Source organism: Sphingobium amiense (assembly GCF_003967075.1).
Classification (GTDB): Bacteria; Pseudomonadota; Alphaproteobacteria; order Sphingomonadales; family Sphingomonadaceae; genus Sphingobium; species Sphingobium amiense.
Genome location: NZ_AP018664.1, coordinates 2,105,059 through 2,130,845, shown reverse-complemented (window position 1 = coordinate 2,130,845; position 25,787 = coordinate 2,105,059). Strand labels below are relative to the sequence as shown.

The 25,787-nt window shown below is 66.5% G+C and carries 31 protein-coding genes and 1 tRNA gene; 14 read left to right on the top strand and 18 right to left on the bottom strand.

What is annotated here, in order from left to right; all coding sequences use genetic code 11:
* The first annotated feature begins 41 nt into the window (after nucleotides 1-41).
* Nucleotides 42-695 (top strand): fructose-6-phosphate aldolase, encoded by a 654-nt coding sequence (gene fsa, locus SAMIE_RS10260; protein WP_066701377.1) that lies wholly within the window; start codon nucleotides 42-44, stop codon nucleotides 693-695.
* A 289-nt stretch (nucleotides 696-984) separates the two neighbouring features.
* Here fsa and SAMIE_RS10255 read toward each other — a convergent pair.
* Nucleotides 985-1,061 (bottom strand) — tRNA-Arg (locus SAMIE_RS10255).
* A gap of 70 nt (nucleotides 1,062-1,131) precedes the next feature.
* Between SAMIE_RS10255 and SAMIE_RS10250 the strand changes: the two genes are divergently transcribed.
* Nucleotides 1,132-1,854 (top strand): queuosine precursor transporter, encoded by a 723-nt coding sequence (locus SAMIE_RS10250; RefSeq protein WP_066701378.1) that lies wholly within the window; start codon nucleotides 1,132-1,134, stop codon nucleotides 1,852-1,854.
* A 63-nt stretch (nucleotides 1,855-1,917) separates the two neighbouring features.
* Nucleotides 1,918-2,889 (top strand): GGDEF domain-containing protein, encoded by a 972-nt coding sequence (locus tag SAMIE_RS10245; RefSeq protein ID WP_066701379.1) that lies wholly within the window; start codon nucleotides 1,918-1,920, stop codon nucleotides 2,887-2,889.
* Here SAMIE_RS10245 and truA read toward each other — a convergent pair.
* A complete protein-coding gene (gene truA / locus SAMIE_RS10240; protein WP_066701380.1) occupies nucleotides 2,856-3,620 on the bottom strand; it encodes a tRNA pseudouridine(38-40) synthase TruA in 765 nt (254 codons plus the stop codon). The genes SAMIE_RS10245 and truA overlap by 34 nt on opposite strands.
* A 7-nt stretch (nucleotides 3,621-3,627) precedes the next feature.
* On the bottom strand, nucleotides 3,628-4,536 hold the full coding sequence (fmt, locus tag SAMIE_RS10235; RefSeq protein WP_066701381.1) for a methionyl-tRNA formyltransferase: 909 nt from the start codon (nucleotides 4,534-4,536) through the stop codon (nucleotides 3,628-3,630).
* Between the two features lie 53 nt (nucleotides 4,537-4,589).
* Here fmt and recR point away from each other — a divergent pair, with 53 nt between their 5' ends.
* Nucleotides 4,590-5,186 carry a recombination mediator RecR gene (gene recR, locus SAMIE_RS10230; RefSeq protein ID WP_066701382.1) on the top strand — a complete coding sequence of 199 codons (597 nt, stop codon included), beginning with the start codon at nucleotides 4,590-4,592 and terminating at the stop codon, nucleotides 5,184-5,186.
* Between the two features lie 191 nt (nucleotides 5,187-5,377).
* On the top strand, nucleotides 5,378-5,908 hold the full coding sequence (gene def, locus SAMIE_RS10225; RefSeq protein WP_066701383.1) for a peptide deformylase: 531 nt from the start codon (nucleotides 5,378-5,380) through the stop codon (nucleotides 5,906-5,908).
* Nucleotides 5,909-5,973: 65 nt separating this feature from the next.
* Here the strand turns inward: def and SAMIE_RS23400 are convergent, their stop codons facing one another.
* Entirely contained in the window at nucleotides 5,974-6,120 is a 147-nt protein-coding gene (locus SAMIE_RS23400) for a hypothetical protein (RefSeq protein ID WP_157077772.1), read from the bottom strand.
* Between SAMIE_RS23400 and SAMIE_RS10220 the strand changes: the two genes are divergently transcribed.
* Together SAMIE_RS10220 and SAMIE_RS10215 are read left to right on the top strand one after the other, a co-directional pair.
* Entirely contained in the window at nucleotides 6,119-6,421 is a 303-nt protein-coding gene (locus tag SAMIE_RS10220) for a hypothetical protein (RefSeq protein ID WP_066701384.1), read from the top strand. The genes SAMIE_RS23400 and SAMIE_RS10220 overlap by 2 nt on opposite strands.
* A gap of 67 nt (nucleotides 6,422-6,488) precedes the next feature.
* On the top strand, nucleotides 6,489-7,208 hold the full coding sequence (locus SAMIE_RS10215; RefSeq protein WP_174522239.1) for a hypothetical protein: 720 nt from the start codon (nucleotides 6,489-6,491) through the stop codon (nucleotides 7,206-7,208).
* 3 nt (nucleotides 7,209-7,211) lie between these two features.
* On the opposite strand, the gene phoB is transcribed toward SAMIE_RS10215, so the two are convergent.
* The 7 genes from phoB to SAMIE_RS10180 all read right to left on the bottom strand — a co-directional run bounded on the left by phoB (nucleotide 7,212) and on the right by SAMIE_RS10180 (nucleotide 14,519).
* A complete protein-coding gene (phoB, locus tag SAMIE_RS10210; protein ID WP_066701385.1) occupies nucleotides 7,212-7,913 on the bottom strand; it encodes a phosphate regulon transcriptional regulator PhoB in 702 nt (233 codons plus the stop codon).
* Nucleotides 7,914-7,916: 3 nt separating this feature from the next.
* Nucleotides 7,917-8,612 carry a phosphate signaling complex protein PhoU gene (gene phoU, locus SAMIE_RS10205; RefSeq protein ID WP_066701386.1) on the bottom strand — a complete coding sequence of 232 codons (696 nt, stop codon included), beginning with the start codon at nucleotides 8,610-8,612 and terminating at the stop codon, nucleotides 7,917-7,919.
* Nucleotides 8,613-8,629: 17 nt separating this feature from the next.
* On the bottom strand, nucleotides 8,630-9,418 hold the full coding sequence (gene pstB, locus SAMIE_RS10200) for a phosphate ABC transporter ATP-binding protein PstB (protein WP_066701387.1): 789 nt from the start codon (nucleotides 9,416-9,418) through the stop codon (nucleotides 8,630-8,632).
* Nucleotides 9,415-10,677, bottom strand: a complete 1,263-nt coding sequence (pstA, locus tag SAMIE_RS10195) for a phosphate ABC transporter permease PstA (RefSeq protein WP_066701388.1) — start codon at nucleotides 10,675-10,677, stop codon at nucleotides 9,415-9,417. Before pstA ends, pstB begins: the two co-directional genes overlap by 4 nt.
* Complete coding sequence (gene pstC, locus SAMIE_RS10190) at nucleotides 10,674-12,068, bottom strand: phosphate ABC transporter permease subunit PstC (protein WP_066701389.1); 1,395 nt, start codon at nucleotides 12,066-12,068, stop codon at nucleotides 10,674-10,676. Before pstC ends, pstA begins: the two co-directional genes overlap by 4 nt.
* A 6-nt stretch (nucleotides 12,069-12,074) precedes the next feature.
* Nucleotides 12,075-13,127 carry a substrate-binding domain-containing protein gene (locus tag SAMIE_RS10185; RefSeq protein WP_066701440.1) on the bottom strand — a complete coding sequence of 351 codons (1,053 nt, stop codon included), beginning with the start codon at nucleotides 13,125-13,127 and terminating at the stop codon, nucleotides 12,075-12,077.
* Between the two features lie 105 nt (nucleotides 13,128-13,232).
* On the bottom strand, nucleotides 13,233-14,519 hold the full coding sequence (locus SAMIE_RS10180) for an ATP-binding protein (RefSeq protein WP_066701390.1): 1,287 nt from the start codon (nucleotides 14,517-14,519) through the stop codon (nucleotides 13,233-13,235).
* Between the two features lie 102 nt (nucleotides 14,520-14,621).
* Here SAMIE_RS10180 and SAMIE_RS10175 point away from each other — a divergent pair, with 102 nt between their 5' ends.
* From SAMIE_RS10175 to SAMIE_RS10155, 5 genes are all read left to right on the top strand, one after another.
* Complete coding sequence (locus SAMIE_RS10175; RefSeq protein WP_066701391.1) at nucleotides 14,622-15,056, top strand: hypothetical protein; 435 nt, start codon at nucleotides 14,622-14,624, stop codon at nucleotides 15,054-15,056.
* 144 nt (nucleotides 15,057-15,200) lie between these two features.
* The gene (locus SAMIE_RS10170; RefSeq protein ID WP_066701392.1) at nucleotides 15,201-16,367 is read left to right on the top strand and encodes a glycosyltransferase; all 1,167 of its coding nucleotides are present in this window, start codon (nucleotides 15,201-15,203) and stop codon (nucleotides 16,365-16,367) included.
* Nucleotides 16,368-16,426: 59 nt separating this feature from the next.
* Complete coding sequence (locus SAMIE_RS10165; RefSeq protein ID WP_066701393.1) at nucleotides 16,427-16,714, top strand: HPr-rel-A system PqqD family peptide chaperone; 288 nt, start codon at nucleotides 16,427-16,429, stop codon at nucleotides 16,712-16,714.
* Entirely contained in the window at nucleotides 16,711-17,574 is an 864-nt protein-coding gene (locus SAMIE_RS10160; protein WP_066701394.1) for an HprK-related kinase A, read from the top strand. Before SAMIE_RS10165 ends, SAMIE_RS10160 begins: the two co-directional genes overlap by 4 nt.
* Nucleotides 17,571-18,560: a nucleotidyltransferase domain-containing protein gene (locus tag SAMIE_RS10155; RefSeq protein WP_066701395.1), complete on the top strand. Its 990-nt coding sequence runs from the start codon at nucleotides 17,571-17,573 to the stop codon at nucleotides 18,558-18,560. Before SAMIE_RS10160 ends, SAMIE_RS10155 begins: the two co-directional genes overlap by 4 nt.
* Before the next feature lie 46 nt (nucleotides 18,561-18,606).
* On the opposite strand, the gene SAMIE_RS10150 is transcribed toward SAMIE_RS10155, so the two are convergent.
* Nucleotides 18,607-19,200, bottom strand: coding sequence for a TetR/AcrR family transcriptional regulator (locus tag SAMIE_RS10150; protein WP_066701396.1), 594 nt, complete (start codon nucleotides 19,198-19,200; stop codon nucleotides 18,607-18,609).
* A gap of 72 nt (nucleotides 19,201-19,272) precedes the next feature.
* Here SAMIE_RS10150 and bdcA point away from each other — a divergent pair, with 72 nt between their 5' ends.
* Nucleotides 19,273-19,986, top strand: coding sequence for an SDR family oxidoreductase (bdcA, locus tag SAMIE_RS10145; protein WP_066701397.1), 714 nt, complete (start codon nucleotides 19,273-19,275; stop codon nucleotides 19,984-19,986).
* A 42-nt stretch (nucleotides 19,987-20,028) separates the two neighbouring features.
* Here the strand turns inward: bdcA and SAMIE_RS10140 are convergent, their stop codons facing one another.
* The 4 genes from SAMIE_RS10140 to SAMIE_RS10125 all read right to left on the bottom strand — a co-directional run bounded on the left by SAMIE_RS10140 (nucleotide 20,029) and on the right by SAMIE_RS10125 (nucleotide 24,151).
* Complete coding sequence (locus SAMIE_RS10140; RefSeq protein WP_066701398.1) at nucleotides 20,029-21,369, bottom strand: amidohydrolase; 1,341 nt, start codon at nucleotides 21,367-21,369, stop codon at nucleotides 20,029-20,031.
* A 121-nt stretch (nucleotides 21,370-21,490) separates the two neighbouring features.
* Nucleotides 21,491-22,042 carry an opacity protein gene (locus tag SAMIE_RS10135; protein ID WP_066701399.1) on the bottom strand — a complete coding sequence of 184 codons (552 nt, stop codon included), beginning with the start codon at nucleotides 22,040-22,042 and terminating at the stop codon, nucleotides 21,491-21,493.
* 136 nt (nucleotides 22,043-22,178) lie between these two features.
* Nucleotides 22,179-22,970 (bottom strand): 3-hydroxybutyrate dehydrogenase, encoded by a 792-nt coding sequence (locus SAMIE_RS10130; protein ID WP_066701400.1) that lies wholly within the window; start codon nucleotides 22,968-22,970, stop codon nucleotides 22,179-22,181.
* Nucleotides 22,967-24,151: a patatin-like phospholipase family protein gene (locus tag SAMIE_RS10125; protein ID WP_408641263.1), complete on the bottom strand. Its 1,185-nt coding sequence runs from the start codon at nucleotides 24,149-24,151 to the stop codon at nucleotides 22,967-22,969. Before SAMIE_RS10125 ends, SAMIE_RS10130 begins: the two co-directional genes overlap by 4 nt.
* A gap of 157 nt (nucleotides 24,152-24,308) precedes the next feature.
* On the opposite strand from SAMIE_RS10125, the gene ypfJ reads away from it, so the two are divergent.
* A complete protein-coding gene (gene ypfJ, locus SAMIE_RS10120) occupies nucleotides 24,309-25,187 on the top strand; it encodes a KPN_02809 family neutral zinc metallopeptidase (RefSeq protein WP_066701402.1) in 879 nt (292 codons plus the stop codon).
* Between the two features lie 3 nt (nucleotides 25,188-25,190).
* Here the strand turns inward: ypfJ and SAMIE_RS10115 are convergent, their stop codons facing one another.
* Together SAMIE_RS10115 and SAMIE_RS10110 are read right to left on the bottom strand one after the other, a co-directional pair.
* Nucleotides 25,191-25,490, bottom strand: coding sequence for a hypothetical protein (locus tag SAMIE_RS10115; RefSeq protein ID WP_066701403.1), 300 nt, complete (start codon nucleotides 25,488-25,490; stop codon nucleotides 25,191-25,193).
* A 67-nt stretch (nucleotides 25,491-25,557) separates the two neighbouring features.
* Entirely contained in the window at nucleotides 25,558-25,746 is a 189-nt protein-coding gene (locus SAMIE_RS10110; RefSeq protein ID WP_066701404.1) for a hypothetical protein, read from the bottom strand.
* Between the last annotated feature and the right edge of the window lie 41 nt (nucleotides 25,747-25,787).

Genomic DNA, 25,787 nt, shown 5'->3' with positions numbered 1-25,787 from the left:
AGGCGCAGCCAACGAATCACTTTGCTTGTCAGGGGACAGCCATGAAATTCTTCGTCGACACCGCCGACATCGCCGAAATCCGCGATCTGGAATCCACCGGCCTGCTCGATGGCGTCACAACCAACCCGACCCTCATCCACAAGTCGGGCCGCAAGTTCCTCGAAGTGATCGAGGAAATCTGCGGCGTGGTGGACGGCCCCGTCTCCGCCGAAGTCGTCGCCCTCGATCATGAGACGATGATGAAGGAAGCCGAAATCTTGCGGAAGATCGCGGACAATGTCTGCATCAAGGTCCCGCTCACCATCGACGGTCTCAAGACCTGCAAGGCGCTGACCGGAGAGGGCACGAAGGTCAACGTCACCCTCTGCTTCTCCGCCAATCAGGCGCTGCTGGCGGCGAAGGCGGGCGCGACCTTCATCTCGCCCTTCGTCGGCCGCCATGACGACAACGGCTTCGACGGCCTCGCCCTCATCGAAGACATCCGCCTCATCTACGACAATTACAGCTTCACGACCGAAATCCTCGCCGCCTCGCTGCGCCACCCCATCCACGTCCTCGACTGCGCGAAGATCGGCGCGGACGTCATCACCGCGCCCCCGGCGGTCATCCGCATGCTGTCGAAGCACGTCCTGACCGACAAGGGTCTCGAAGGCTTCGCCGCCGACTGGGCGAAGACCGGCCAGACGATTCTCTGAGCCGCGGACGGCTTGTCCGGTCTGTCCCCGTCTTGATCCAGGTAATGGATCGCCATCCGAAATGGTTGCATGAAGACGGGAACAGACGGGAACAGACGGGAGACAGAAGATGCACGAGGACGACGACATCCTCTATTATCGCCGCCGCGAACAGCAGGAGCTGAAGACGGCGCAGACGCTCACCGACCCGCTTGCCGCCCGGCTGCACTGGGAAATGGCGCAGCAATACGCCACCCGCGCCCGGCTGCGCGAGGAAGCGCAGGCCTATCTGGAAAGCGAAGGCAAGGATTGGCGACCCCGGCAGGATTCGAACCTGCGACCATTCGCTTAGAAGGCGAATGCTCTATCCAACTGAGCTACGGGGCCGCAGCGCCCTGCGAATAGCGGCCGCGCGCGCCGCTTGCAATCGGCAGGGCAGCCGATAATCATCGCGGCCATGAGCGACGGGACATTGCAGCGGATCGACGCAGGCGCGCTGGGGGAACGGCCGCTGCGCTATTACGACTTTTTCATGGGCGCGTTCGTCACCATCCTGCTGCTCTCGAACCTGATCGGCGCGGCCAAGCTGTCGAGCGTGGGCGGCTTCACCTTTGGCGCCGGCATCCTCTTCTTTCCGCTGGGCTATGTGCTGGGCGACGTGCTCACTGAAGTCTATGGCTATGCCCGCGCGCGGCGCTGCGTCTGGGCGGGGTTCGCCGCTATGCTGTTCATGGCGGGGATGAGTTGGGTCGTGGTGGCCCTGCCGCCCGCCGAAGGCTGGCCCGACCAGAAAGCCTATGAAGCCGTGTTCGGCAGCACATGGCGCATCGTCTTCGCGTCGGTGTGCGCCTTCTGGGCGGGAGAGTTCGCCAACAGCTTCGTCCTCTCCAAGATGAAGATCCTGACGCAGGGAAAGCATCTCTGGATGCGCACCATCGGATCGACCGTGGTGGGGCAGGGGGTGGACAGCATCCTTTTCTACCCGCTCGCCTTCTACGGCCAGTGGACCGATGCGCAGGTCGTGACGGTGATGGTGACGAACTGGGCGATGAAGGTCGGCTGGGAAGCGCTGCTCACCCCCGTCACCTATGCCGTGGTCGGCTTCGTCAAGCGGCGCGAGGGGCTGGACATTTATGACGAGCACACCGACTTCACCCCGTTCCGCACCCGCCTCTCCTGAAATTTTCTGCGGCCACCGCTTCGATAAGGTCATGTTTACCAGTTTCGCGGCAAAGAGTCGGGGATGAGCAGGCATTGGCACGAGCAGTTTTCCGCGCCCGCGCAGGGGCATGACGTCGATCTACTGGCGCGCGAGACCGCCGCTCAATGCTACGGGGCGATGGAGGCGGAACTGGCCCGCGCCCGCCGCCGGTTCGACGCCACCTTTCACCATGCGCCGGTCGGCATGGCGCATGTCGGGCTGGACGGCAGCTTCCTGCTGGTCAACCCGCGCTTCTGCGCCATCAGCGGCTATGATGCCGACACGCTGATCCGCACCGGCTTCCAGCAGATCACCCATCCCGACGATCTGCGCGCGGACGAAGCGTTGCTCACGCGGCTGAACGCTGGCGAACTGCCGCGCTATTCGATGGAAAAACGATATATCCGCGCAGACGGAGCGATCATCTGGGTCAATCTGACCGTCGCCATGGCGCGGGACGAGGCAGGCGAACCGGATTTCTATGTCGCGGTGATCGAGGATCTGTCCGAACTGCGGCAGGCGAGTTTCGAGGCGATCCACGATCCGCTGACGGGTCTGCTCAACCGGCGCGGCTTTGCCTCGCGCGCGCGGGACCGGATCGGCGATACGGGAGCCTCGCTCCCGCAATGCTCGCTTGTCTTCCTCGATCTGGACGGGTTCAAACAGCTCAACGACCGCGAAGGCCATGGCGCAGGCGACGCCTGTCTGGTCGAGGTGGCCCGGCTTCTGCGCGCACCGTCGGGCGAAAGCGACCTGATCGCGCGGCTGGGCGGCGACGAGTTCGTGCTGCTGATGCTGGATGAGGACGCTGACGGCGCGCTGCACCGGGCGCAGCGGCTCTGCACTGCGCTTGCCGGCTGCGGCAGGGGCATCACCGGCAGCATCGGCCTCGCCGTTGCGGAGGCAGGCGAGTCCGGGCTGGACAGCCTGATCGCGCGGGCCGACACGGCAATGCTGACCGCCAAGCGCGCGGGAAAAAATCAGGTCCGCGTCGCCGTCTCCGCTCCGGCATAGGCCGCGCGCACGAAATACAGCCCGTCCGGCGGCGCGTTGAGGCCCAGCGCCGCGCGGTCCCGCGCCTCCAGCGCCGCGCGCAGATCGTCCGCGCTCCACCGCCCCATGCCCACCATCGCGAGGCAGCCGACCATCGACCGCACCTGATGGTGGAGGAAGGACCGCGCCGCCGCGTAGATCGCAATGCGGTCGCCGTCACGCTCCACATCCAGCCGGTCGAGCGTCTTGACCGGGCTGTCCGACTGGCAGTGCGCCGACCGGAATGTGGTGAAGTCATGCCGCCCCACCAGCACCTGCGCCGCCGCGTGCATCGCCTGCGCATCGAGCGGCTGGATCACCCGCCATACCAGCCCTTCCTCGAAGGTCAGCGGCGCGCGGCGGTTGGCGATGCGATAGACATAGGATCGCCCGATGCAGGAAAATCGCGCATGCCAGTCGCCCGGCACCTCGACGCAATCTAGGATCGCGACCGGCGCGGGCCGCATCACGGCGTTGAGCGCTTCCATCAGGCGAAACGGCGCGATCGGCTTTTCCACATCGGCATGGGCGCGCATGCCAAGGCCATGGACGCCTGCGTCGGTGCGCCCTGCTGCGTGGACCGCCACCCGCTCGCCCGTCACCTGATGGATCGCGTCCTCGACGGTCTGCTGGACGCTGGCCCCGTGCGCCTGCCGCTGCCACCCCATGAAGGGGCGGCCATCATATTCGACGGTGAAGGCGAAACGGGTCATGGACGGATCACGGATCGACGCGGCTGCCCGCGGGCATCTCATAGCCGCGCAGCAGTTCGCCCGCGCTCATCGCGCCCTTGCCCGCCCGCTGGATCAGCGTCGGGCGAATGGCGTCCGCGCCGCAGCCGATCAGCAGGCTGTCGTCCAGCAGCACGCCCGGCTCCCCGCCATGATGCTCGACATGGGCGGCAAGGATGCGGAACCGCTCGCCGCGATACTGGAAGAAAGCGCCCGGCGCGGGATTGAACGCCCGCACCTGCCGCTCGACGCCATGCGCGCCCTTGGCAAAGTCGATCCGCGCTTCGGCCTTGTCGATCTTCGCGGCATAGGTCACGCCCTCCTGCGGCTGCGCCATCGGCGGATGCAGCGAAATATCGTCCAGCACCTCGACCATCAGGTCCGCGCCCGCTTCCGCCAGTTCGGCGGTCAGCCCGCCCGCCGTCTTGTCCTCCACCGGCGTCACATGCTTGGCGCGCATCGGTCCGGTGTCGAGGCCCGCTTCCATGTCCATGATCGTGACCCCGGTCACATTGTCCCCGGCCAGGATCGCCCGCTGGATCGGCGCTGCTCCCCGCCAGCGCGGCAGCAGCGAGGCGTGGATGTTCATGCAGCCATTGCGCGGCGCGACGAGGATCGCGCGCGGCAGGATCAGCCCATAGGCCGCCACCACCGCCACATCGGCGTCGAGCGTGGCGAATGCCGCCTGCGTGTCCGCCTCCTTCAGCGACAGCGGCGTGCGCACTTCGATCCCCAGCGCTTCGGCCCGCTGATGCACGGGGGAGGGGCGCAAGCCCTTGCCCCGGCCCGCCGGGCGCGGCGGCTGGCTGTAGGCCGCGACGACCTCATGCCCCGCGCCGATCAGCGCATCGAGGGCCGGAACGGCGAAATCGGGGGTGCCCATATAGATTATCCGCATAGCGCGTCCTCAAAGCCCTTGTGTGCGACAGTTGCAACACTTTATCTCGGTCCATGGCTTCACCAGAAATCGACGCCCTCACGCAGGCGCTCTCCCGTCTGCCCGGCCTTGGCCCCCGCTCGGCGCGCCGCGCGGTGCTGCACCTCCTCAAACGCCGGGAAAGCGCGATGGAGCCGTTGCTGCGCGCGCTGGAGGCGGTGAACGAACGGCTTGTCACCTGCGGCATCTGCGGCAATGTCGACACCGTCGATCCCTGCGGCATCTGCGCCGATCCGCGCCGCGACGCCCGCGCGCTCTGTGTCGTGGAGGATGTGTCGGACCTCTGGGCGCTCGACCGCTCGCGCCTCTTCCCCGGCCGCTTTCATGTGCTGGGCGGGCGGCTTTCCGCGCTGGAAGGGGTGCGGCCAGAGGATTTGGGCATCGACGCTCTGGTTGCGCGGGTGGAGGCGGGCGGCATCGACGAGGTGGTGCTGGCGATGAACGCCACGCTGGAGGGGCAGACCACCGCCCATTATCTTGCCGAGCGGCTGGAGCGCTTCCCCATTCGCCTGACGCAGCTTGCCCATGGCGTGCCGGTCGGCGGCGAACTCGACTATCTCGACGAAGGCACGCTGGCGCAGGCGCTGCGCGCGCGCCGGCCGATGGCCTGACCTGTCCTACCTTTGCCTTGTCTCCTATCCCGGCAGGGTGCACGCGAGGGAGGCGTGCGCAAGAAAATGTCCGGTATAGGAAATACTATGTCAAAACTTGCGGGAAATATGCGAAGTTAAGCGAACAGGGATCATGAACACCCCGCCGCCTCCGGCTTGAATCGATCCTGCGTTCCGCCTATGTTCGGACCATGGCAATCCGTCCCATTCTCGAAGCACCCGACCCGCGCCTGCGCACCATCTCGACCCCGGTCGAGACCATCGACGACGATCTGCAGACGCTGATCGACGACATGTTCGACACCATGTATGACGCGCCGGGCATCGGCCTTGCCGCGATCCAGGTCGGCGTGCCCAAGCGGGTGCTGGTGATGGATCTTCAGGAACCCGAGTCCGACGAAGAAGGCGCGCCACCGGTCAAGAAGCCGATGGTGTTCATCAACCCGGAAATCCTGAAAGGCTCCGAAGACCTCTCGGTCTATAACGAAGGCTGCCTGTCGGTCCCCGACCAGTTCGCCGAAGTGGAGCGTCCCGCCGTCATCCGCGCAAGCTGGATGGATCGCGAAGGCCGCATCCATGAGGAGCAGCTCGAAGGCCTGCTCGCCACCTGCCTCCAGCATGAGATGGATCATCTGGAGGGGATTCTCTTCATCGACCACCTCTCGCGCCTCAAACGCGACATGCTGATGAAGAAACTGCTCAAGGCGCGCAAAGCGGCCTGACCGCCGCCGCGAAAGTGCAAGTAAAGCAACGCCCTGACCATGATGTCGGGGCGTTTTTCTTAAACTTAAGGTGAAAAATCCTTTTCTTTCAATCCGTTCATCTTGCTCGACTGGTCGGGCGTGATGCACAAATCGTCGGAACCTTTCTTGCCGGATGATGCTTGTTCCGCTTGGAAACGTTTCGCCTGGAAAATTAAAGGAGCAATAACCATGTCGCCTTCCGTCAAGAAGATCGTTCCCCTCTCGCTCGTGCTGGTCGGCGCGCTGGGCCTTGGCGGCTGCGCCACCAAGGGCTTCGTGCGCGAGCAGGTCGCCACCGTGAACCAGCGCGTCGATGCGCTCGACTCCAAGCTCCAGCAGACCGACGCCACCGCGCAGCAGGCGCTGGGCGAAGCGCGCTCGGCCTCGGGTCTGGCGCAGCAGAACGGTCAGCGCCTCGACCAGCTCGGCGCGCGCGTCGATGGCGTCGAACAGCGGATGGCCGAAGCGCAGCGCAAGCGCCCGCGCAACTGATACGAGATTGGAAAAGGGCCGGGGCTTGGCATAAGCTCCGGCCCTTCCACATGAGTCGCCACCTTCCATGATGAAATTGCCGCAGGCGTCGTTCGCGATGGCGCTCTCGATCGTCGCTCTCGCAGCCACGCCGCCCGCCCTCGCCGCGCAGAAGCCGCGCAAGGGCAAGGAGGCCGCAGCCGCACCGGCCAAACCGGCCAGACAGCCCGACGCTACTGAAATGACCGTCGATCCCACGCCCCCGGCGCAGCGGGTCATGGGCTGGGTCGGGTCGGCGCGCGACAATGGCAGGCTGCCCTACGCCATCATCGACAAGCAGTCCGCCCGCATCTGGCTGTTCAACGCGAAGGGCGAACGCATCGCCGACGCGCCCGTGCTGATCGGCATCATGGCGGGCGACGACGCCACGCCCGGCATCGGCGCCAAGTCGCTGGCGGAGATCGGCCCGGCGGAAAAGACGACGCCAGCGGGGCGCTTTCTCGCGAAATTCGGGGTCGCGGCGGGCAAGACCCGCGTGCTCTGGGTCGATTACGCCACTTCGGTGGCGCTCCACACCATCCCGCCCGGCAACCCGAAGGAAAAGCGCGTCGCCCGGATGCTCAGCCCCGACATTGCCGACAACCGCATCACCTTCGGCTGCATCAACGTGCCCAAACGCTTCTATGCGCAGGTCAGCCCGCTGTTCGCGAAGAAGGGCGGCTACGTCTACATCCTGCCCGACATCAAGCAGCCGGAGGACGTCTTCCCGCAACTCCACGCCTATCCGGCGGCGGCAGGGGCAGGCTGACGCTCAGCCCGCTCCGTCGGTGTCGAGCGCATAGCCCGCCGACCGGACCGTGCGGATGATGTCCTGATAGCGGCCATCGCCGTTGATCGCCTTGCGGAGGCGGCGGATATGCACGTCCACCGTGCGCAGTTCGATGTCGCTGTCCTGCCCCCACACGCTGTCGAGCAGCCGCTCGCGCGAGAAGACCCAGCCGGGATGCTCCAGAAAATGCTTGAGCAGCCGGAACTCCGTCGGGCCGAGCGGGATCACCTGACCGCTGCGGCGGACCTTGTGCCCCACCGTGTCCATTTCGACATCGGCGAAGGTCAGCGTCTCCCCGGCCAGCGCCGGACGCACCCGGCGCAGCACCGCGCCCACCCGCGCCACCAGTTCGCGGGGCGAGAAGGGCTTGGTCACATAATCGTCCGCCCCGGTTTCGAGGCCGCGCACGCGATCCTCTTCCTCGCCGCGCGCGGTCAGCATGATGATGGGCACATTGGCGGTGCCGCTCATCCGGCGCAGGCGGCGGCACACTTCGATCCCCGACAGGCTTTCGACCATCCAGTCGAGCAGCACGATGTCGGGCGTGCTCTCCTGCGCCATCAGCAGCGCTTCCTCGCCATCGACGGTATGCGCGACCTCGAAATCCTCGCGCTTGAAATGCCAGATGAGCAGTTCGGCGAGCGCCGCGTCATCCTCCACCAGCAGCATTCTGGCCCGTGCCATGCGCTATTCCTCCGGCTGCAGATCTTGGCGGCGCTCGCGGTCGGGCAGCGTCTGGCCGGTCGCGGCATAATAGACCATCTCCGCGACGTTGGTCGCATGGTCGCCGATGCGTTCGATATTCTTGGCGACGAACAGCAGATGCGCGCACTCGCTGATCGTCTTGGGATTTTCGACCATGAAGGTGACGAGCGTGCGGAACACGCTGTTGTAGAAATCGTCCACCACGGTGTCGCGCTCGACCACCGCCAGCGCCAGATCGGGATCGCGCGCGGCGAAGGCGTTGAGCGCGTCGTGCACCATCTCGCCCGCGACCTGCCCCATGGACGGGAGCAGCGACACCGGCTCCATCGTCCGGCTGTTGGTGGCGATCAGCGGCACGCGCTTGGCGATATTTTTGGCATAGTCGCCGATCCGCTCGACCACGCTCACGATCTTGAGCGCCGCGATCACGTCGCGCAGGTCGTTGGCCATCGGCGCACGCAGCGCGATGACCTGAATGACGAGCTTTTCGACCTCCGCCTCGATGGCGTCGATGCGCTTGTCGTCGGCGACCACCTGCGCGGCAAGGTCGCGATCCTGCCGCAGCAGCGCCACCATCGCATTCTCGATCGCCGCTTCGGCCCGTCCGCCCATTTCGGCGATCAGCCCCCGCAGCGTGTCGATTTCCTCGTCGAAAGCCTTGATCGTATGTTCAGCCATAGTTCGTCTCCCCCGGATCAGCCGTATCGTCCGGTGATATAATCCTTGGTCCGCTCCTGACGCGGGTTGGTGAAGATGTCGGATGTCACGCCATATTCGACCAGTTCGCCCAGGTGGAAAAAGGCCGTGCGCTGCGACACGCGGGCCGCCTGCTGCATGTTGTGGGTGACGATCACGATGGCGTAGCGGCCGCGCAGTTCGTGGATCAGTTCCTCGATCTTGGCGGTCGCGATGGGGTCGAGCGCGGAGCAGGGTTCGTCCATCAGGATGACTTCGGGTTCCACCGCGATGGCGCGACCGATGCACAGCCGCTGCTGCTGCCCGCCCGAAAGCGCGGTGCCGCTGTCGTGCAGGCGGTCCTTCACTTCTTCCCAGAGGCCCGCACGGCGCAGCGACTTTTCGACGATCACGTCCATGTCCGCCTTCCCGGCGGCAAGGCCGTGGATGCGCGGGCCGTAGGCGATATTTTCGTAGATCGACTTGGGGAAGGGATTGGGCTTCTGGAACACCATGCCCACCCGCGCGCGAAGCTGCACCACGTCCATCGACGGCGCGTAGATGTCGTCGCCGTCCAGCGTGATCGTCCCTTCGACGCGCGCCGACGCGACCGTGTCGTTCATGCGGTTGAGCGTGCGCAGGAAGGTCGACTTGCCGCAGCCCGACGGGCCGATGAACGCGGTCACATTGTCCATGTCGACGTCGATGGACACGCCCTTGATCGCCTGCTTGGTACCGTAGAAGACCTTGACGTCGCGCGCCGTCATCTTGGGGTCGGCGGGGGCGAGGGCTTTCTGTTCTTCGGTCATGACCACCGTCTTTCGAATTTGTTGCGCAGGTAGATGGCGAGCCCGTTCATCGCGAGCAGGAAGACGAGCAGCACGATGATCGCGGCGGACGTCTTTTCGACAAAGCCCTTCGACACTTCATCGGACCACAGGAAGATCTGGACCGGCAGAACGGTCGCCGGATCGGTGACGCCGCCCGGCGGCGTCGCGATGAAGGCGCGCATCCCGATCATCAGCAGCGGCGCCGTCTCGCCCAGAGCGCGCGCCATGCCGATGATCGTGCCGGTCAGGATGCCGGGCAGGGCGAGCGGCAGGACATGCTGGAACACCACCTGCACCGGCGACGCCCCGATGCCGAGCGCGGCGTCGCGGATGCTGGGCGGCACCGCCTTGATCGCATTGCGACCGGCGATGACGATGACCGGCATGGTCATCAGCGCCAGCGTCATTCCGCCCACCAGCGCGGCGGAACGGGGCAGGTGCAGGAAGTTGAGGAAGATCGACAGGCCCAGCAGACCGAAGATGATCGAGGGCACAGCCGCCAGATTGTTGATCGACACTTCGATGATGTCGGTCCACCACGCCTTTGGCGCATATTCCTCCAGATAGAGGGCGGTCGCGACGCCGATGGGGAAGCTCAGCAAAAGGGTGACGAGCATCGTCAGCAGCGACCCCTTGAACGCGCCCCAGATGCCGACCTGCGTCGGATCGGTGCCGTCGCTCGACGACAGGAACGTCGCGTTGAAACCGGTCGACAGGACGCCTGCCTTCTTGAGCCGCTCCACCGCCGCTTCCGCTTCCGGCGTGCCCTTGCCCTTGTTGGCGAGGTCGATGGCGGTCGCGGCGGGCAGTTCGATCGTGGCCGTCCGCCGCAGGATCGTCGGATCGTCCTTAATCGCATCGCGGATCGCGAGCCATGCCGTCGGAGCGATCAGGTCGTCGCCATCGGGGCCGAGCGCCTTTTCCGCGACCGCGCCCGTCATCGTCGGCAGTCCGGCTTCGGCCAGCGCCCTGTCGGTGATGGCGGCGGGGTCGAGCTTCAGCGGCGAGGCGGGGAAGTCGATCTTCACCGCAATCTCGGTCCGGGTGAAGCCGCGCAGGCCGTTGCCCATCATGGTGACGAGCAGGAAGGCGAGGAACGCGGCCGACAGCAGCACCGCGAGCAGTCCGACCGCCCTGAAGCGCCGTTCGGAGGCATAACGGCGGGCGATCCGCCGCTGCATCGCATCCGATTTCCAGTCGGTAGGCAGGCGCTCTGCGGAAAGAGGAGCGGAACTCATTCGTAAGCCTCGCGATATTTCTTCACGACCCGCAGGGCCACGATGTTGAGCAGCAGGGTGACGATGAAGAGGACGAGGCCGAGCGCGAAGGCCGCCAGCGTCTTGGCGCTGTCGAACTCCTGATCGCCGGTCAGCAACTGGACGATCTGCGTCGTCACCGTGGTCACGCTGGCGAAGGGATTGAGCGTCATGTTCGCGGCAAGGCCCGCCGCCATCACCACGATCATCGTTTCGCCGATCGCGCGGCTGACCGCGAGCAGCACGCCGCCCACAACGCCCGGCAGCGCAGCGGGGATCAGGACGCGGCGGATGGTCTCGCTGGTGGTCGCGCCCATGGCGAGGCTGCCGTCGCGCATGGACTGGGGCACCGCCGCGATGCTGTCGTCCGCCATGGAGGACACGAAGGGAATGATCATCACGCCCATGACCAGACCGGCGGCGAGCGCGCTTTCGCTGCTGGCGCCGCCGATGCCGATGGCGGCGGCAAGGTCGCGCAGCGCCGGGGCGACGGTCAGCGCCGCGAAATAGCCGTAGACCACCGTGGGCACGCCAGCCAGCACCTCCAGCATCGGCTTCATCCAGCGGCGCACCGTGGGGCTGGCATATTGGGTGAGGTAGATCGCGCTCATGAGGCCGAGCGGAATGGCGACGATCATGGCGATGATCGCGCCGATGAAGATCGTGCCCCAGAACAGCGGCACCGCGCCGAACGCATCATTATTGCCGTAGCCCATCGCAGCGGACTGCGGCGACCATTTGAGGCCGAAGAGGAAATCGACGGGACTGACCATCGAGAAAAAGCGGAAACTTTCCCACAGGAGCGACGCGACGATGCCCAGCGTCGTCACGATCGCCAGCAGCGAAGCCAGCAGCAGCAGCGCCATCACCAGCCGCTCGACCCGCGTGCGAGCGCGGAAGTCGGCGCGGATGCGGGTGAAGGCATAGGCGCCCCCGGCAAAGGCCAGCACCAGCGCCAGCGCCGCGCCCGCCATGCCGTAATGCGATCCGGCTTCGCGATAGGGCTGCACCAGCGGTTCGCTCGCCGGGTTGAAGGCGGCGGCCTGATCGCCCTGAGCAATGGCCCGCGCTTCGCCCAGAATGGCAGAACGGGCGAAGGCGTCGGTGGGCAGGGTGCGCGCGGCGGGGTCCGCCAGCACGCTCTGCGTCACGAGGCCGGGCGACACATTCGCCCACACCGCCAGAAACAGCGCGGCGGGCGCGACCGCCCACAGCGCCACATACCAGCCGTGGAAGCCGGGGAGCGAATGCACCGCGTCGCGGCGGCCCGACGCGCGCGCCGCCGTCTGGAATCGGACGGCGCGGGCGCGGGCGCTGACCCAGGCGATCGCGCCGAGGCCTGCGAGCAGCAGGAGGATGGCTGGTCCGGTCATAGTCCCTTACTTCAGATCCGTGCCGTCGAGCACGGTCAGCATTTTGACGATCTTCGCGTTTTTCGCGCGCACCTCTTCGGGCGCCGCGACCATGCCCCGCTTGGTGAGCGGCCCGCCCGGCCCCCAGTTCACCGCGAAAGCGTCGAGATAGCCCGCAAGGCCGGGAATGGCCTTCATATGCGCTTTCTTGACATAGACGAACAGCGGCCGCGCGCCGGGATACTGGCCAGTCGAAACCGTGTCATAGGTCGCCTGCATGCCGTTGATCGGCACGTCGCGCAGGCTGTCCTTATTCTCCTCCAGAAAACTGAAGCCGAACACGCCGACCGCATCGGGATTCGCGCCGAGCTTCTGGACGATCAGATTGTCGTTCTCGCCGGCATCGACATAGCGGCCATCCTCGCGGACGCGGGTGCAGATGCCCTTATATTTCTTCTCGTCCTCTTCCTTCAGCGCCTTCATCGCCGGGTCGGTCTGGCATCCCTTTTCCAGGATGAGTTCGGCCAGCGAATCGCGCGTGCCGCTGGTCGATGGCGGGCCGAGGACGGTGATCGGGACGGCGGGGAGGGAAGGGTCGACATCCTTCCACGTCTGCGCCCGGTTGTCGCCCTTGCCATAGGGACTGGCCGCCAGCGCCTCATAGACGATCCTGGGCGTCAGGCTGATGGGCGGGCCATTTTTCGACTGGGCGAAAGCGAGGCCATCGACGCCGATCTGCACCTCCACAATGTCGCGGACGCCGTTCGACCGGCACTGTTCGAACTCGGACTTCTTGATGCGGCGCGACGCATTCTCGATGTCGGGATATTGCGCGCCGACGCCCGAGCAGAAAAGCTTCATGCCGCCGCCCGTGCCGGTCGCCTCGATGATCGGGGATTTCATGCCGGGCGTTCCCAGCACGAAGATTTCAGCGGCTGCGGTGGCGAAGGGATAGACGGTCGAAGAACCGACGGCCCGGATCTGGTCGCGCGTCGTGCTTGCGCCGCCCGCACCGTCACCGCAGGCGGTGAGGGTGCAGAGGCTCGCAACGCTGACGGCGAGCAGGACTGAGCTTTTCACGCGGGTCTCCAAATTCAGGGCCGCGAGTCCCGTGTCGCCGCCCCCCTGTCGGAGAACGCCCCTAATCGCGGTTCGTCGCCGCTTTGTGACATATCGGTTTCATTTTCATGACACCGTGCCCGAAAGTGCCGAAGGCCGCTTTTTCTCGTCGTTCCTCTGCGCGCTTTCCTCGACCGGCGGCGGCAGCAGGACGGTGATGGTCGCCCCCTTGCCCAGCGTGCTGGCAATATCGAATCGCCCGCGATGCCGCTCGACGATGTGCTTGACGATGGCGAGGCCGAGGCCCGTGCCCCCCATCGCCCGGCTGCGGCCGGAATCGACGCGGTAGAAGCGTTCGGTGAGGCGCGGCAGATGATCGGGCGCGATGCCTTCGCCTTCGTCCGCGACGATCAGCTTCGCCATGCGGCTCGGCCCTTCGGTCAGCGACACATGAATTGGCGTGCCGGGGCGGCCATATTTGACCGAATTGCCGATGAGGTTGTGCAGAAGCTGCGACAGTTGCGCCCGGTCGCCCTGAACGGCGGGCACGGCAGGCGCGATGTCCATCTGCACGTCACGGCCCCGCTCGCCGTGGCTGGAGCGAAAGACGCCGACCACCTCCGCCGCCAGTTCGGCCAGATCGACGCGCATGTCGGGCAGGCGATGCTTTTCCGATTCGATGCGAGACAGGGAAATGAGGTCGTCGATCAGCCGCTGCATCCGCCGCGCTTCGCCGTCCATGATGCCGAGGAAGCGTTGCCGCGTTTCCCCGTCCTTGCCCAGTTCCGGGTCGGCCAGCGTTTCGATGAAGCCCAGTATTCCGGCCAGCGGCGTGCGCAGTTCATGGCTGGCATTGGCGACGAAATCGACGCGCATCCGCTCGGCGGCATGGGTTCCGCTATGATCGACGAGGTGGACGAGGCGGCGGATGTCGGCGACGTCGCCCACCGGCGCGATGCGCATCTGCCAGCGCGCATCGCGGCCGCCCACGCCGACCAGTTCGATGGTCAGCGGCTCGGCGAGCGGGGCCGTGCTCGACAGCCGCTCGGCGGCGGCGGGGTGGCGGATGGCGAGCCGTGCGTCCTCCCCCTCGATATGATTGCCCAGCAGCCGCTGCGCCGCGCGGTTGGCGCGCAGGATGCGCCCGCGCTCGACCAGCATCAGCGGGTCGGCGATCGCTTCCATCAGGCTGGCGAAGGCGGGATGATCGGGAAAGTCGGGAATGTCCGCGTCCGCAGGTGTGGTGTCCGTGCCGGTGGGCGTCCCTTCGGCGCAGATCAGCATGACGACAAGGCCCGCCAGCACCGGCAGCGCGATGGCGATGGCCGACGCGCCCAGCGCCAGCGCGCCCCCCGTGCCCAGAAGCAGCATGGCGAGCGAGGCGGTGATCTGGGAAGTGGTCAGTCGATTCATGGTTACCGCGCTGGATATTTCCCGCATTTGCTGCGATGTCTGAACCCAATAGCGGCCAATCGTGACGCTTTGGCAAGCGCATTGACAGAAATAGGGACGCAGATGAACGAACCGACGCAGCCGCAGGATGCCGCGCAGGGCGAAGAGGCAGGGCGCACCGACGCCGCGCTGCCCGTTCCCTCGCGCCGCCAGTTGCTGATGGGCGGAGCGGTCGCGGGCGCGGCCATCGTGTCGATCCGCCCGGCGCTCGCCAACACCGCCGCGTCGGTGCTCAACTGCACCATCCCGGTCCCCGATCAGGGCCGCGCCAGCAACTATATCGCGCCGGACGGCAATCTGGTCCCGGCGGGCACGCAGGGCGCCTATCCCGGCGCGGGGCGGCCCTTCTCCGGTGAACAGGTCAAGCAGGCGATGCAGGGCGGGCGGCTGCCCGGCACCAGCTACGAGCAGAATCAGGCCTATCTCAACTATATCCGCCGCCTTCAGCGCGGCACCAGCGGCTTTACCTGCTACGCTTCCCTGCAAATGCCGCGCTAGGTCTCGAAACAGGCGGACCCCGTCCGCCGGATCGCGACGCCGAAATATATCGTTTCTGCATTGTAACAAACTGAACTTTGGATGGATTTCCCGGTTTGACTCCGTCACAGACAGGGCGGGTCGCATACTACAGGGGAACAGTCGATGTTTCAGTATGGCGGCCCGGAAGGGTCCAGACCCTTTGTCGCGATCTATCTCTATCAACCGGGCGACGGCGGTCTCGACCGCGTCGCCATCCTCCTCGCCAACCATCTGCTCCGGCGACGCATTCCGGTCGAACTGTGGATGACGAGGCTGGAAGGTCCAGCGGCGCATCTCATTGATCCCGACGTCCCCGTGCGTCAGGTCAAAGCGCCCCGCATGGCCCGCCGCCTGTCGATGATCGCGCAATATCCCCGCCTCGCGGCCATGGTCCGGCGCCATCGCCCCGACATCCTCTATTCGGCGGGCAATCAGAGCAATATGCTGGTGGCGCTGGCGTGCCGGGGGACACCGACAAAGGCGGTGGCGCGCATTTCCAACCCGATCGTGCACGCCGGAAAGCACCGCCTGCCGACGCTTGCGCGGCTCAGCCGGTTTCGCGCGATCAGCCGCATCAGCGATCTGACCATCGTCATGGGCGCGCATGACCGCGATCTGCTGGAAGCAACCGGCCCGGTGCGCCTGCTGCCGCGCCCCACCGTCACGCCCGCCATGGCGCGGATCGGCGCGTCGCGCAAAGGTCGCTGCCCGGACGCGCCGTGGCGGCTGCTGATGGTCGGCCGGCTCGCAAAGCAGAAGGACCATGCGACCGGGCTGGCGGCGCTGGCCCGCTTGCGCCACATCGACTGGCGGCTGACCATCGCGGGGCAGGGGCCGCTCGAAGCGTCGCTGCGGGACCGGAGCGAATCGCTGGGCATCGCTGACCGCGTGACCTTCGCCGGCTATGTCGGTGATCCCGATGCGCTGGCCGCCCTCATGGGGGAATCCGACATTCTGCTCCAGCCATCCTGCTGGGAAGGGCTGGGCGCCACCCTGATCGAAGCGCTGTCCTGCGGAACGCAGGTGGTTTCGACCGACTGCACGCCCAATATCCGCCCGATCATGGCTGCGGCGGCGCAGCATCCGGTCGTGCCGGTGGGCGACGCCGCCGCCTTCGCGCGCGCCGTCGAACGCACGATGGCGCATCCGGTCGCGCCCGAAAGGCTGACCGCCGCCGTGCGCGATCATGGCGTGGAGCGCGCGCTCGACCATTATCTCCACGCGTTCAGGACGCTGGTCGGCATTCAGGCGAACGCGACGCCCATCGCCAGCCCCGTGCTGATACGTTAGGCACTTGGCTACTCTCCCGCGCTAGAGAAGGGGGGAGACGCGATCCGGGGGTGCCATCATTGTCCGCGACGACAGCCTATCGCCGGAGCGAAGCCGACGCGCTGCTGACCTGCGCGCTCGATGACCTGACTTTGCTCTATCACCGCCGCTCGGGTCAGACGCATATGGTCATCAGCCCCGTGCCGGAGATTCTCGCCCGCATGGAAAGCGGCGCACCGGTGACGGCGGCGGCGCTGCACGACGATCTCGCGCGCGACTTTGACCTCGGACCCCGCGATGCGGCGGTGGAGGCCATCGCCGCGCATCTGGAATCGCTGGCAGCGCTGGGGCTGGTGCGCCCGGCATGAGGCACAGGCTGACCCTGAAGATCGGTCCGGCGAACTTCCGCATCGGCTCTGCATGGGCGTCGCCGATTGCGGCGCTGCGGCGGCTTTATGCCGGTTATCCGGATGCGGACGGGTGCATCGCCGACTTCACCGTTCGGCTCCAGCCGACCGGCGCGCTGCGCCGCTGGGTGCGCCCGTCCATCTTCATCACCGGCGACCATGGCCTTGCCGACGCCGCGCCGATGAGCCTTGCGCATGGGCTGCTGGCGGCGGAAATGGGGATGAACCTGCAAATGGCGCTGGGCTGGCGGCGGCACCTGCTGCTCCATGCATCGAGCGTCGAGAAGGACGGGCGCGCGCTCGTCATGACGGGCGAGTCCGGCTCGGGCAAATCGACGCTGGCGGCCTTGCTGGGTGAGCGCGGCTGGCGCTTCATGGGCGACGAGTTCGCGCTCCTCGACCTGACGAGCGGCGCAATCCTGCCCTTCCCCCGCCTCGTCAGCCTCAAGAACAGCGCTATCGACGTGGTGAAGGGGGAAGTCGGCGAAGCCCGCATGGGACCGCTGTTGCGGGGCACGGCGAAGGGAGACATCCGCCACATGGTCCCGCGCGCCGACGCCGTCGCGCGCATGGGGGAGGGGGCGATGCCCGCGCTGCTTCTCTTCCCGCGCTTCGGTCACGCCAAGGACGAAAGGCCGGTCGGGCAGGCCGAAATCTTCATGCGCATGACACAGGCGTCGACCAACTATGTGACGCTCGGGCAGCCGGGCTTCGCTGCGCTGACCCGCTTCGTGCAGCAGGTGCCCGCCCGCGCCATCGACTTTCCCGACGGCGAAGCCGCCGTCGCGATGGTCGAGCGGCTGTGGGAGGAACTGGCATGAGCGCCGCGCTGCTGGTCCGCGCCCTGCGCGATCCCGCAAGCGTCGAAGCGCTCCGCGCTGCGCAGTGGAACGCACTGCTCGCCGCCGCCAAGGCGGAGCGGCTGATCGCGACGCTGGCCGTCCGGCTGGAGGAGCGCGCCGTGCCGCCCGCCGCCCGCGCCGTGCTGGACGACGCCCGCGCCGACGCCGAGCGGGAGGCGCAACAGGCGCTCTGGGAAGCGGACCGCGCCGCCTTCGCGCTGCGCGGGACCGGTGTGCCGCCGGTGCTGCTCAAGGGCGCAGCCTATGCCGCCGCTGGCCTTGAAGCGGCGCAGGGCCGCTTCATCGGCGATCTCGACATCCTCGTGCCGCGCGCGGCGATGGATCAGGTGGAGCGCGCACTGCTGGCGGCGGGCTGGGAATGGGTGAAGGAAGACGCCTATGACGACGCCTATTACCGCCAGTGGATGCACGAACTGCCGCCCCTGATCCATGCCGAGCGCGACCGGATGATCGACGTGCACCACAACATCCTGCCGCTGACCGCGCGCCCCCGTCCCGATCCGCAGGCGATGCTCGCCGATGCCGTCGCGGCGGGGGAGGGGTTGTATGTCCTCTCACCCGAAGACCGCGTGATCCATGCCGCCGCCCATATGCTCGCCGACGGAGACCTGCAGGGCGGGCTGCGCAACCTGTGGGACATTCACTGTCTCCTCCGGGAGTGCGATCCGGCGGATCTGGATCGACGTGCGGAACGCCATGGCCTTGCCCGCGATGTGAGACAGGCCCGCAGGCTGGCAGGTGCGATCTACGGCGCGGGCACGCGCCTGACCTTGCGGGACCGGCTCTTCATCGCCCGCCTGCTCGCCCGCGACGGATGGGGCCGCGAAACGCGCAAGCCGCTGGTGTTCGCCTTCTACCTGCGTTCGCACCTGCTGCGCATGCCGCTGCCGATGCTGGCGCGCCACCTGTTCACCAAATGGCGCAAGGGCCACCGGCCCCAATGATCCGACAGGCCCGATGATCCGACAGGCCCAGCGATGCGGGGGGCGGTCAGCGCCCGCCCAGCATCGCCCGGATCGCCAGCCCCGCCATGTCCGCCACCGCCAGTATCTGCTCCGGTGTCTTGCCCGCGCGCGCATCGGCGGACATGCCGGACATGATCGCCGCCATATAATCCGACACGACCTGCGCCTTGTCGGGATGGGTGATCGCCACGAAGTCGCGCATCCGGTTGCAACTGTCGTTCAAGAAGGCACGCGCGCGGCAGCTCGCGTCCGGATCGACGCCTCTCGCGCCCTCCAGCACCAGGCAGCCGGGCGCCTGCGGATCGGCGGCGTAGATTGCCGCCGTCTCCCGCAAAAAAGCGGACAAAGCCGCCGCCGGATCGCCGCCCGGCGCCAGCAGGTCGCGCATCGGAGCGGCGGCGCAGTCATAGCGCGCCAGCACCTCCTCATAGAGCGCGGCCTTGCTGCCGAATGCGGCATAGAGGCTGGGCGGATTGACGCCCATCGCTTCGGCCAGCGCCGCCACGCCGACCCCCTCATAGCCATGCGCGTGGAACAGCGCCTGCGCCGTCCGGAGCGCCTTGTCCCGGTCGAAAGCGCGCGGTCGGCCACGGCGTTTCGATTTTTCTTTATCGACCACTATAAAAATCCTTGAATCGGCGCATCGGTACTATACATAGCGACTGCTACAAAATTCTCAAGGAAAGCTCCCATGACCGACTTCACATCCAAAAAGGCACTCGTCATCGGCGGCAGCCGCGGCATCGGCGCGGCAATCGTCCGCCGGTTCGCCGCGGACGGAGCGCAGGTGACATTCACTTATTCCGGCTCGCACGACGCAGCGCAGGCGCTGGCGGCGGAAACAGGCGCCACCGCCGTCCGATCCGACGCCGCCGACCGGCAGCAGGTGGTAGATGTCGTCGCCGCGCAGGGGCCGCTCGACATATTGGTGGTGAACGCAGGCGTCGCCATCATCGGCGACCCGCTCACCTTCGACGCCGACGAGGTGGACCGCATGATCGACATCAACGTCCGCGCGCCCTACCATGCGTCGGTCGAAGCCGCACGGCGGATGCCCGACGGCGGCCGCATCATCGTCATCGGCTCCGTCAACGCCGATGCGGTCCCCTTTGCGGGCGCGGCGGCCTATGCGCTCACCAAATCGGCGCTTCAGGGTCTGGGCCGTGGACTGGCGCGCGACTTTGGCGATCGCGGCATTACCGTGAACATCATCCAGCCCGGCCCCATCGACACCGATATGAACCCGGCGGAAGGCGGCATCGCTGACATCGTCAAGCCCTTCCTCGCGATCAAGCGCTATGGCAGGGCGGATGAGATTGCGGGCCTCGCGGCCTATCTCGCGGGTCCGGAGGCGTCCTATGTCACCGGCGCGTTCCACACGATCGACGGCGGCTTCGGCGCCTGACGCGGTGGCAGAAGCGGGCGCTCCATCGGGGCGCCCGGCCGCTCATTTCCTTTTCAGTATGTCGAGCGCCAGCACGGTCATCGCCTCGCTCGCCGTGGCGATGACCTGATCGGCCTGCGGCGCCCAGAAGGGGCTGTGGAGCGAAGGCAGTGTCGCCTGACCCGCCTTCGCCGCCGCCATTTTGTCGGCAGGCACACCGCCCACCCAGAAGATGAAGCTGCTGATGCTCTTGTCCGCGCGGTAAAAGCGCCCGAAATCCTCGCCGCCCATGACCGCGGCGGTCCGCACGACGCGCCCCTCGGGGAAATGTGCTTTCAGGATACCCGCCATCTGCTCGGCGAACTCGGGCGGATTATAGGTGGACGGGGTGAACTCGTCCTTCACCGTTACCACCGGCATCCGGTCCTCCGGCACGCCCGCCGCAATCGCCTCGCCGCGCGCGATGCGGCGGATGCCCTCGATGAGCTTCGCGCGCGTTTCGTCCGAATAGCTGCGGACGGTCAGCAGCAGCTTGGCTTCGTCGGGGATGATATTATGCTTCGCCCCGCCCTGAAAGCTGCCCACGGTGACGACCGCCGGATCTTGCGGTTCCTGCTCGCGGCTGACCAGCGTTTGCAGGCTGGTGACGATCCGCGCGCCCAGCACGATGGGGTCTTTCGTCGTCTGCGGATAGGCGCCATGGCCGCCCACGCCCTTCACGTCGATGTCCACGCTGTCCACATTGGCGAGCGCATAGCCCGGCGTGTAGCCGATCTGCCCGGCGGGCAGGTTCGCCGCATCGTGGAAGGCGATGGCGTGTGTCGGGCGCGGGAAGCGGGTGTAGAGGCCATCCTCCAGCATGTCGCGCGCGCCCTTGCCCACTTCCTCTGCGGGCTGGAGGATCATGACGAGCGTGCCGTCCCAGTACTTCTTGCGCGCGGCAAGCAGCTTCGCCGTCTCGATAAAGGCCGTCATGTGCGTGTCATGGCCGCAGGCGTGCATGACCCCCGTTTCCACGCCTTCGGGCGTCTTGGTCCGCACTTTCGACGCGAAGTCGAGGCCGGTTTGCTCGACGACCGGCAGCCCGTCCATGTCGGCGCGGATCAGCAGCACCGGGCCGGAGCCGTTCTTCATCACCGCGACGACGCCCGTGCCGCCGACCTTTTCCGTCACGTCGAATTTCAGTGCGCGCAGCCGCCTGGCGAGCTTGGCGGCGGTGCTCACTTCCTGAAGCGACAGTTCGGGACTGGCGTGGAGATCGCGATACAGCGTCATCAGCCCGTCCATATCCTTCGCGACCGCAGCGCCGATCTCGCTCTGCGGCGGCGGCGTCGTGGGTGTCTGTGCGGCGGCGATGGACGAAAGGCTGGCGGCGGCCAGAAAGGCCGTTAACGCGTGGCGCATGTGCGAATGTCTCCCTTGCTGGGGCGGGAGCATAGGCGCAAATGCGCGGCGGAAAAGGGGCAAAAGCAAAAGGCCCGCCCCTTGAAGGGACGGGCCTTCGGCCGTCAGCCTGACGAAACGGTCAGAGGTGGAACACCAGACCGGCCATCGGGCGGAAGCTGTCGAAGTCGTAGGTGTCGACCTGGAAGCGGACGCGCACGCCGCTGTTGCCGGTGATGCCGCCCATGCCGATCTCCTTGGGACCGACCTCGACGCCCGCGCCGTACATCCAGTCCTTGCGGTCGGGCCAGCCGCCCTTGCCGTTGACCCACTGATAGCCAGCCGACGCGTAGATCAGGCCGCTTTCACCGGCGCGCGCGCCGAACCGGCCCTTCACGCCATATTCCCAGTCGATGTCGCTGAAACCCTTGGTGGCGTTGCCTTCAACGCCGACGAAAACGGGGCCGAGCGGCACGTTGACGCCCGCGATACCGCTGATGAGCGCACCGTTCATGATGGTTTCGCCCGGAATGCGGCCGAACTCGCTGCCACGGTCGAACGTGTGATAGCCGCCCAGTACGCCGACATAGGGTTCGATGCCGAAGGCGTCGGTGCCGTCAGGCGCGGTGTCCTGCGCGAAGGCAGCCGAAGGCAGCGCGGCGACCATCGCCGCGGCGAGAAGATATTTTTTCATAAGGGAAAATCCTGCGAAGTTGATGTTTGCGTTTGCGAGGGTTTAACCCACGGCAATCTTCGCTGGTTTCCCTTCCGCCCCGAAAATCTCGCTGCGTTGCAAAAAGGACACGGAAACTTGCTGCAAGATGAACGGCTTACTGCGCCGTCCAGCCTCCGTCGATGCTGAGATTGGCGCCCGTCACCTGCGCCGCCGCGTCGCTGCACAGATAGAGCGCGGTCGCAGCAACCTGCTCGGCGGTGACGAACTGCTTGGTCGGCTGGCCCGCCAGCAGCACGTCGTTCATGACCTGCTCGCGCGTCATGTTCCGCGCCTTCATCGTATCGGGAATCTGGTTTTCCACGAGCGGCGTCCAGACATAGCCGGGCGAAATGCAGTTGGCGGTGATGCCGAACGTCGCGACTTCCAGCGCGACCGTCTTGGTGAAGCCGGCAAGTCCGTGCTTGGCCGTCACATAGGCCGCCTTGAACGGCGAGGCGACGAGCGAATGGGCCGACGCGGTCTGGATGATCCGCCCCCATTTCTTCTGCTTCATATAAGGCACCGCGAGCCGCGTCGTATGAAACGCGGCGTTGAGGTTGAGCGCGATGATGAGATCCCATTTGTCGAGCGGAAATTCCTCCACCGGCGCAACATGCTGGGTGCCCGCATTGTTGATGAGGATGTCGACGCCGCCGAAGGCGTCCGCCGCTTCCTTCATCATCGCCTCGATCTGGTCGACCTTTGTCAGGTCATGGCCCGAAAAGAGCGCCTTCGCGCCGGACAGCGCCTCAAGGCCGACCCGTTCCTTCTCGATGGCGTCCGCATCGCCGAAACCGTTGATGACGACATTGGCGCCTTCACCCGCCAGCGCCCTGGCATAGGCGAGGCCGATGCCCGATGTGGAACCGGTGATGAGGGCGGTCTTGCCGGCGAGGGACTTGCTCATGCGCTCTTCTCCTTCAGGTGATCGGGGGCGTCGAGGTCGAAGGACGAACTGCGGCCGTTGACGATGTTGCGGGCGATGAGGTCGCCCTTGTGCATGACTTCTTCCACCGCTTCCCGGCCCTGACTCCAGTGGTCGAGCATGGTCGAGCGGGAAAATTCGAAGTCCTTCGCCCCGCTTTCCCAGTTGCGGGTGCGGTAGATGAGGTGGACGATGTTGACCGATCCCTGATCCAGACACTGACGCAGCGCCTGTGCTTCCTCGCTGCGCTGGAGTTCGGGCGGCAGCCGGTCGAGCAGCGCCTTGATCGCGCCATGTTCGCGGCGCAGGCGCAGATACTGGTCCGTCACCTGCCGGGTGCGGCTGCTATACTGGATGTCCTTCATGCGCGAATAGACATCGGTCATCTGCCGCGGCATCGGCCCTTCGGCGGGGAAGAGATCGACCTGAAACACCAGCATATCCTCGGTCTGGTGGTCGAGAACATGAGCCAGCGGGGTGTTGGAGACGATGCCCCCGTCCCAATACCAGCGCCCGTCAATCTCCACCGGCGAAAGGCCCGGCGGCAGGGCGCCCGAAGCCATGATGTGCCGCGCGTCGATCCGCGTGTTGCCGCCGGGGCCGCGCGTATCCCAATAGGCGAAATTGCCCGTCTCCACCTCCACCGCGCCCACCGACAGCCGGACAGGCCCATCGTTGAGCAGATCCCAGTCGACGCAGGCGTCCAGCGTCTCCTTGAGCGGGGAACTGTCGTAGAAGCTGATCGCGCCCGGCGTCCCTTCGGGCATCAGCGTCGCGGGCCAGAGGCGCGGGCGGAACATGCCCGGCACGCCGAACCCGGCGACCACACTGGCGGCGGTGAGGTGCGCGGCTTCCCGGATATGGTCGATTTCGGGCAGGATGACGTTGGGCATCCCGCCCGACACCGTATACCAGAATTTCTTGAGCCGGCTGATGCGGCGGTGCGGCGGATTGCCCGCGATGATGGCGGCGTTCACCGCGCCGATGGAAATGCCCGCAACCCAGGAGACATCGACGCCCAGCTCGTCGAGCCGCTCATAGACCCCCGACTGATAGGAACCCAGCGCGCCCCCGCCCTGCAACAGCAGCGCCACCTCGCGCGGCAGCGGCAGCGGCGTGCGTGCGCGGCGGGGCGGCTTGGAATCGGATGCGGGAGTGTTCATGTCTGCCATGTCGCAGTGCAATATAGAATGTGGGCGCGGCATTCCAACTGAACTTGTCGTAACAATCGGGACATATCGCGCAACTTTCCGGCCGGTCGGGCAGTTCCCTCCTGCGATCGGATCGCCTAGGAAATGACCGGCGAACAGGGAGGGCAGAATGCGGCTCGACGACGAACAGGAAAGCAGCCATTTCGAGGTGCAGGACGGCCGGGGCGGCGGCTTTGGCGGCGGAATGGGCGGCGGCCTCGGCATGCTGCTCCCGCTCATCGGCAGCCGGTTCGGCTGCGGCGGCATCGTCGTGGTGCTCATCGTCATGGCGGTGATGGGCATGAACCCGCTGAGCCTCGTGGGCGGCGGAGGCGGCGGCCAGCCGGTGCAGACGGAAAGGCCGAAGCTGGAGGATCTGTCGGATGTCCAGCGCACCTCGCTGCGCGTCCTGGGATCGACCGAGCGCCGCTGGAGCGACATCTTCAAGGCGGAAGGGCAGAGCTATCCGCCGCCGACGCTGGTTTTCTACAGCCAGAACGGCCAGTCGGGCTGCGGCGCGGCGATGTCCGCCATGGGGCCATTTTATTGCCCCGCCGACCAGCGCATCTATCTCGACACCGACTTCTTCCGCGAGATGGAAACCAGGTTCAACGCGCCGGGCGACTTCCCCATCGGCTACATCATCGCGCATGAGGTCGGCCATCATATCCAGACCGTCACCGGTGAAGCCGACCGCATCCGCAAGGCGCAGCAGCGCGCGTCGGAAGCGGAAGGCAATGCGCTTCAGGTCAAGATGGAGCTGCAGGCGGACTGCTATGCGGGCGTCTGGGCGGCGCGCGACACCAACCTCATGGAGCCGGGCGATCTGGAGGAAGGGATGCGCGCGGCCGAAGCGATCGGCGACGACACGCTCCAGAGGGCGGCGGGGCGTCGGCCCGTGCCGGAAAGCTTCACCCACGGCACCAGCGCGCAGCGCATGCAATGGCTGCGCAAGGGGCTGTCCACCGGCGATCCGTCGCAGTGCGATACGTTCGGCGGTGCGATCTAGGCTTTAGCGGCTGACGTTCTGCGCGCCGTCCTGCGCATTGGTCTCGCCCAGAGGCAGCATCGGCTCCCCGGCGCCGGGGGTCGGCTGGCCGAAGGCGGGGGCGGCAGACAGGACGGCGGCAGGCTCGGGCGCGGGCTGCGGCTGGGCCATCGGGGCAGGGGGCGGCGACTGCACGGGCGCCAGCGGCTCTGCCTGTCCCGCGGTTCGATCGGTCCCGTGCCGGCTGCCCGCCACCGAATCCGCCATGATCGCCAGCAATGGCGCTGCAACCAGAGTGATGAGCGCAAAAACGCGGTAGTTCATGCCAACCCCATTCCGCTACGAATGACGGCTTCGCGTAGCAGGAAAAGGTTAATGCCGTGCTGACGGACTAATGCCGGTCGAGCCTGTCCAGCAGCACCATCATGTCGGCGGGCAGCGTCTCCCGCGTCGGCGCGAAGGTGGAGCGCAGAGCATTGCCGACCCCCTCATAGGGCGCGGGACTGCGCACGGTGACGACCTGTCGTCCCGCATCCCGTCCCGGTGCCGATCGGCCGATGGATTTGCCCTGTAAGTCCATGACATCCAAACGGCCTTGTTGCACAAAAGTTTCTGGCAATC

Coding starts and splice junctions, on each gene's coding strand:
- fsa (WP_066701377.1), top strand. CDS start 42: ATGAAATTCTTCGTCGACACCGCCGACATCGCCGAAATCCGCGATCTG.
- SAMIE_RS10250 (WP_066701378.1), top strand. CDS start 1,132: ATGAGCGACGGGACATTGCAGCGGATCGACGCAGGCGCGCTGGGGGAA.
- SAMIE_RS10245 (WP_066701379.1), top strand. CDS start 1,918: ATGAGCAGGCATTGGCACGAGCAGTTTTCCGCGCCCGCGCAGGGGCAT.
- truA (WP_066701380.1), bottom strand. CDS start 3,620: ATGACCCGTTTCGCCTTCACCGTCGAATATGATGGCCGCCCCTTCATG.
- fmt (WP_066701381.1), bottom strand. CDS start 4,536: ATGCGGATAATCTATATGGGCACCCCCGATTTCGCCGTTCCGGCCCTC.
- recR (WP_066701382.1), top strand. CDS start 4,590: ATGGCTTCACCAGAAATCGACGCCCTCACGCAGGCGCTCTCCCGTCTG.
- def (WP_066701383.1), top strand. CDS start 5,378: ATGGCAATCCGTCCCATTCTCGAAGCACCCGACCCGCGCCTGCGCACC.
- SAMIE_RS10220 (WP_066701384.1), top strand. CDS start 6,119: ATGTCGCCTTCCGTCAAGAAGATCGTTCCCCTCTCGCTCGTGCTGGTC.
- SAMIE_RS23400 (WP_157077772.1), bottom strand. CDS start 6,120: ATGGTTATTGCTCCTTTAATTTTCCAGGCGAAACGTTTCCAAGCGGAA.
- SAMIE_RS10215 (WP_174522239.1), top strand. CDS start 6,489: ATGATGAAATTGCCGCAGGCGTCGTTCGCGATGGCGCTCTCGATCGTC.
- phoB (WP_066701385.1), bottom strand. CDS start 7,913: ATGGCACGGGCCAGAATGCTGCTGGTGGAGGATGACGCGGCGCTCGCC.
- phoU (WP_066701386.1), bottom strand. CDS start 8,612: ATGGCTGAACATACGATCAAGGCTTTCGACGAGGAAATCGACACGCTG.
- pstB (WP_066701387.1), bottom strand. CDS start 9,418: ATGACCGAAGAACAGAAAGCCCTCGCCCCCGCCGACCCCAAGATGACG.
- pstA (WP_066701388.1), bottom strand. CDS start 10,677: ATGAGTTCCGCTCCTCTTTCCGCAGAGCGCCTGCCTACCGACTGGAAA.
- pstC (WP_066701389.1), bottom strand. CDS start 12,068: ATGACCGGACCAGCCATCCTCCTGCTGCTCGCAGGCCTCGGCGCGATC.
- SAMIE_RS10180 (WP_066701390.1), bottom strand. CDS start 14,519: ATGAATCGACTGACCACTTCCCAGATCACCGCCTCGCTCGCCATGCTG.
- SAMIE_RS10175 (WP_066701391.1), top strand. CDS start 14,622: ATGAACGAACCGACGCAGCCGCAGGATGCCGCGCAGGGCGAAGAGGCA.
- SAMIE_RS10170 (WP_066701392.1), top strand. CDS start 15,201: ATGTTTCAGTATGGCGGCCCGGAAGGGTCCAGACCCTTTGTCGCGATC.
- SAMIE_RS10160 (WP_066701394.1), top strand. CDS start 16,711: ATGAGGCACAGGCTGACCCTGAAGATCGGTCCGGCGAACTTCCGCATC.
- SAMIE_RS10155 (WP_066701395.1), top strand. CDS start 17,571: ATGAGCGCCGCGCTGCTGGTCCGCGCCCTGCGCGATCCCGCAAGCGTC.
- bdcA (WP_066701397.1), top strand. CDS start 19,273: ATGACCGACTTCACATCCAAAAAGGCACTCGTCATCGGCGGCAGCCGC.
- SAMIE_RS10140 (WP_066701398.1), bottom strand. CDS start 21,369: ATGCGCCACGCGTTAACGGCCTTTCTGGCCGCCGCCAGCCTTTCGTCC.
- SAMIE_RS10135 (WP_066701399.1), bottom strand. CDS start 22,042: ATGAAAAAATATCTTCTCGCCGCGGCGATGGTCGCCGCGCTGCCTTCG.
- SAMIE_RS10130 (WP_066701400.1), bottom strand. CDS start 22,970: ATGAGCAAGTCCCTCGCCGGCAAGACCGCCCTCATCACCGGTTCCACA.
- SAMIE_RS10125 (WP_408641263.1), bottom strand. CDS start 24,151: ATGAACACTCCCGCATCCGATTCCAAGCCGCCCCGCCGCGCACGCACG.
- ypfJ (WP_066701402.1), top strand. CDS start 24,309: ATGCGGCTCGACGACGAACAGGAAAGCAGCCATTTCGAGGTGCAGGAC.
- SAMIE_RS10115 (WP_066701403.1), bottom strand. CDS start 25,490: ATGAACTACCGCGTTTTTGCGCTCATCACTCTGGTTGCAGCGCCATTG.
- SAMIE_RS10110 (WP_066701404.1), bottom strand. CDS start 25,746: ATGGACTTACAGGGCAAATCCATCGGCCGATCGGCACCGGGACGGGAT.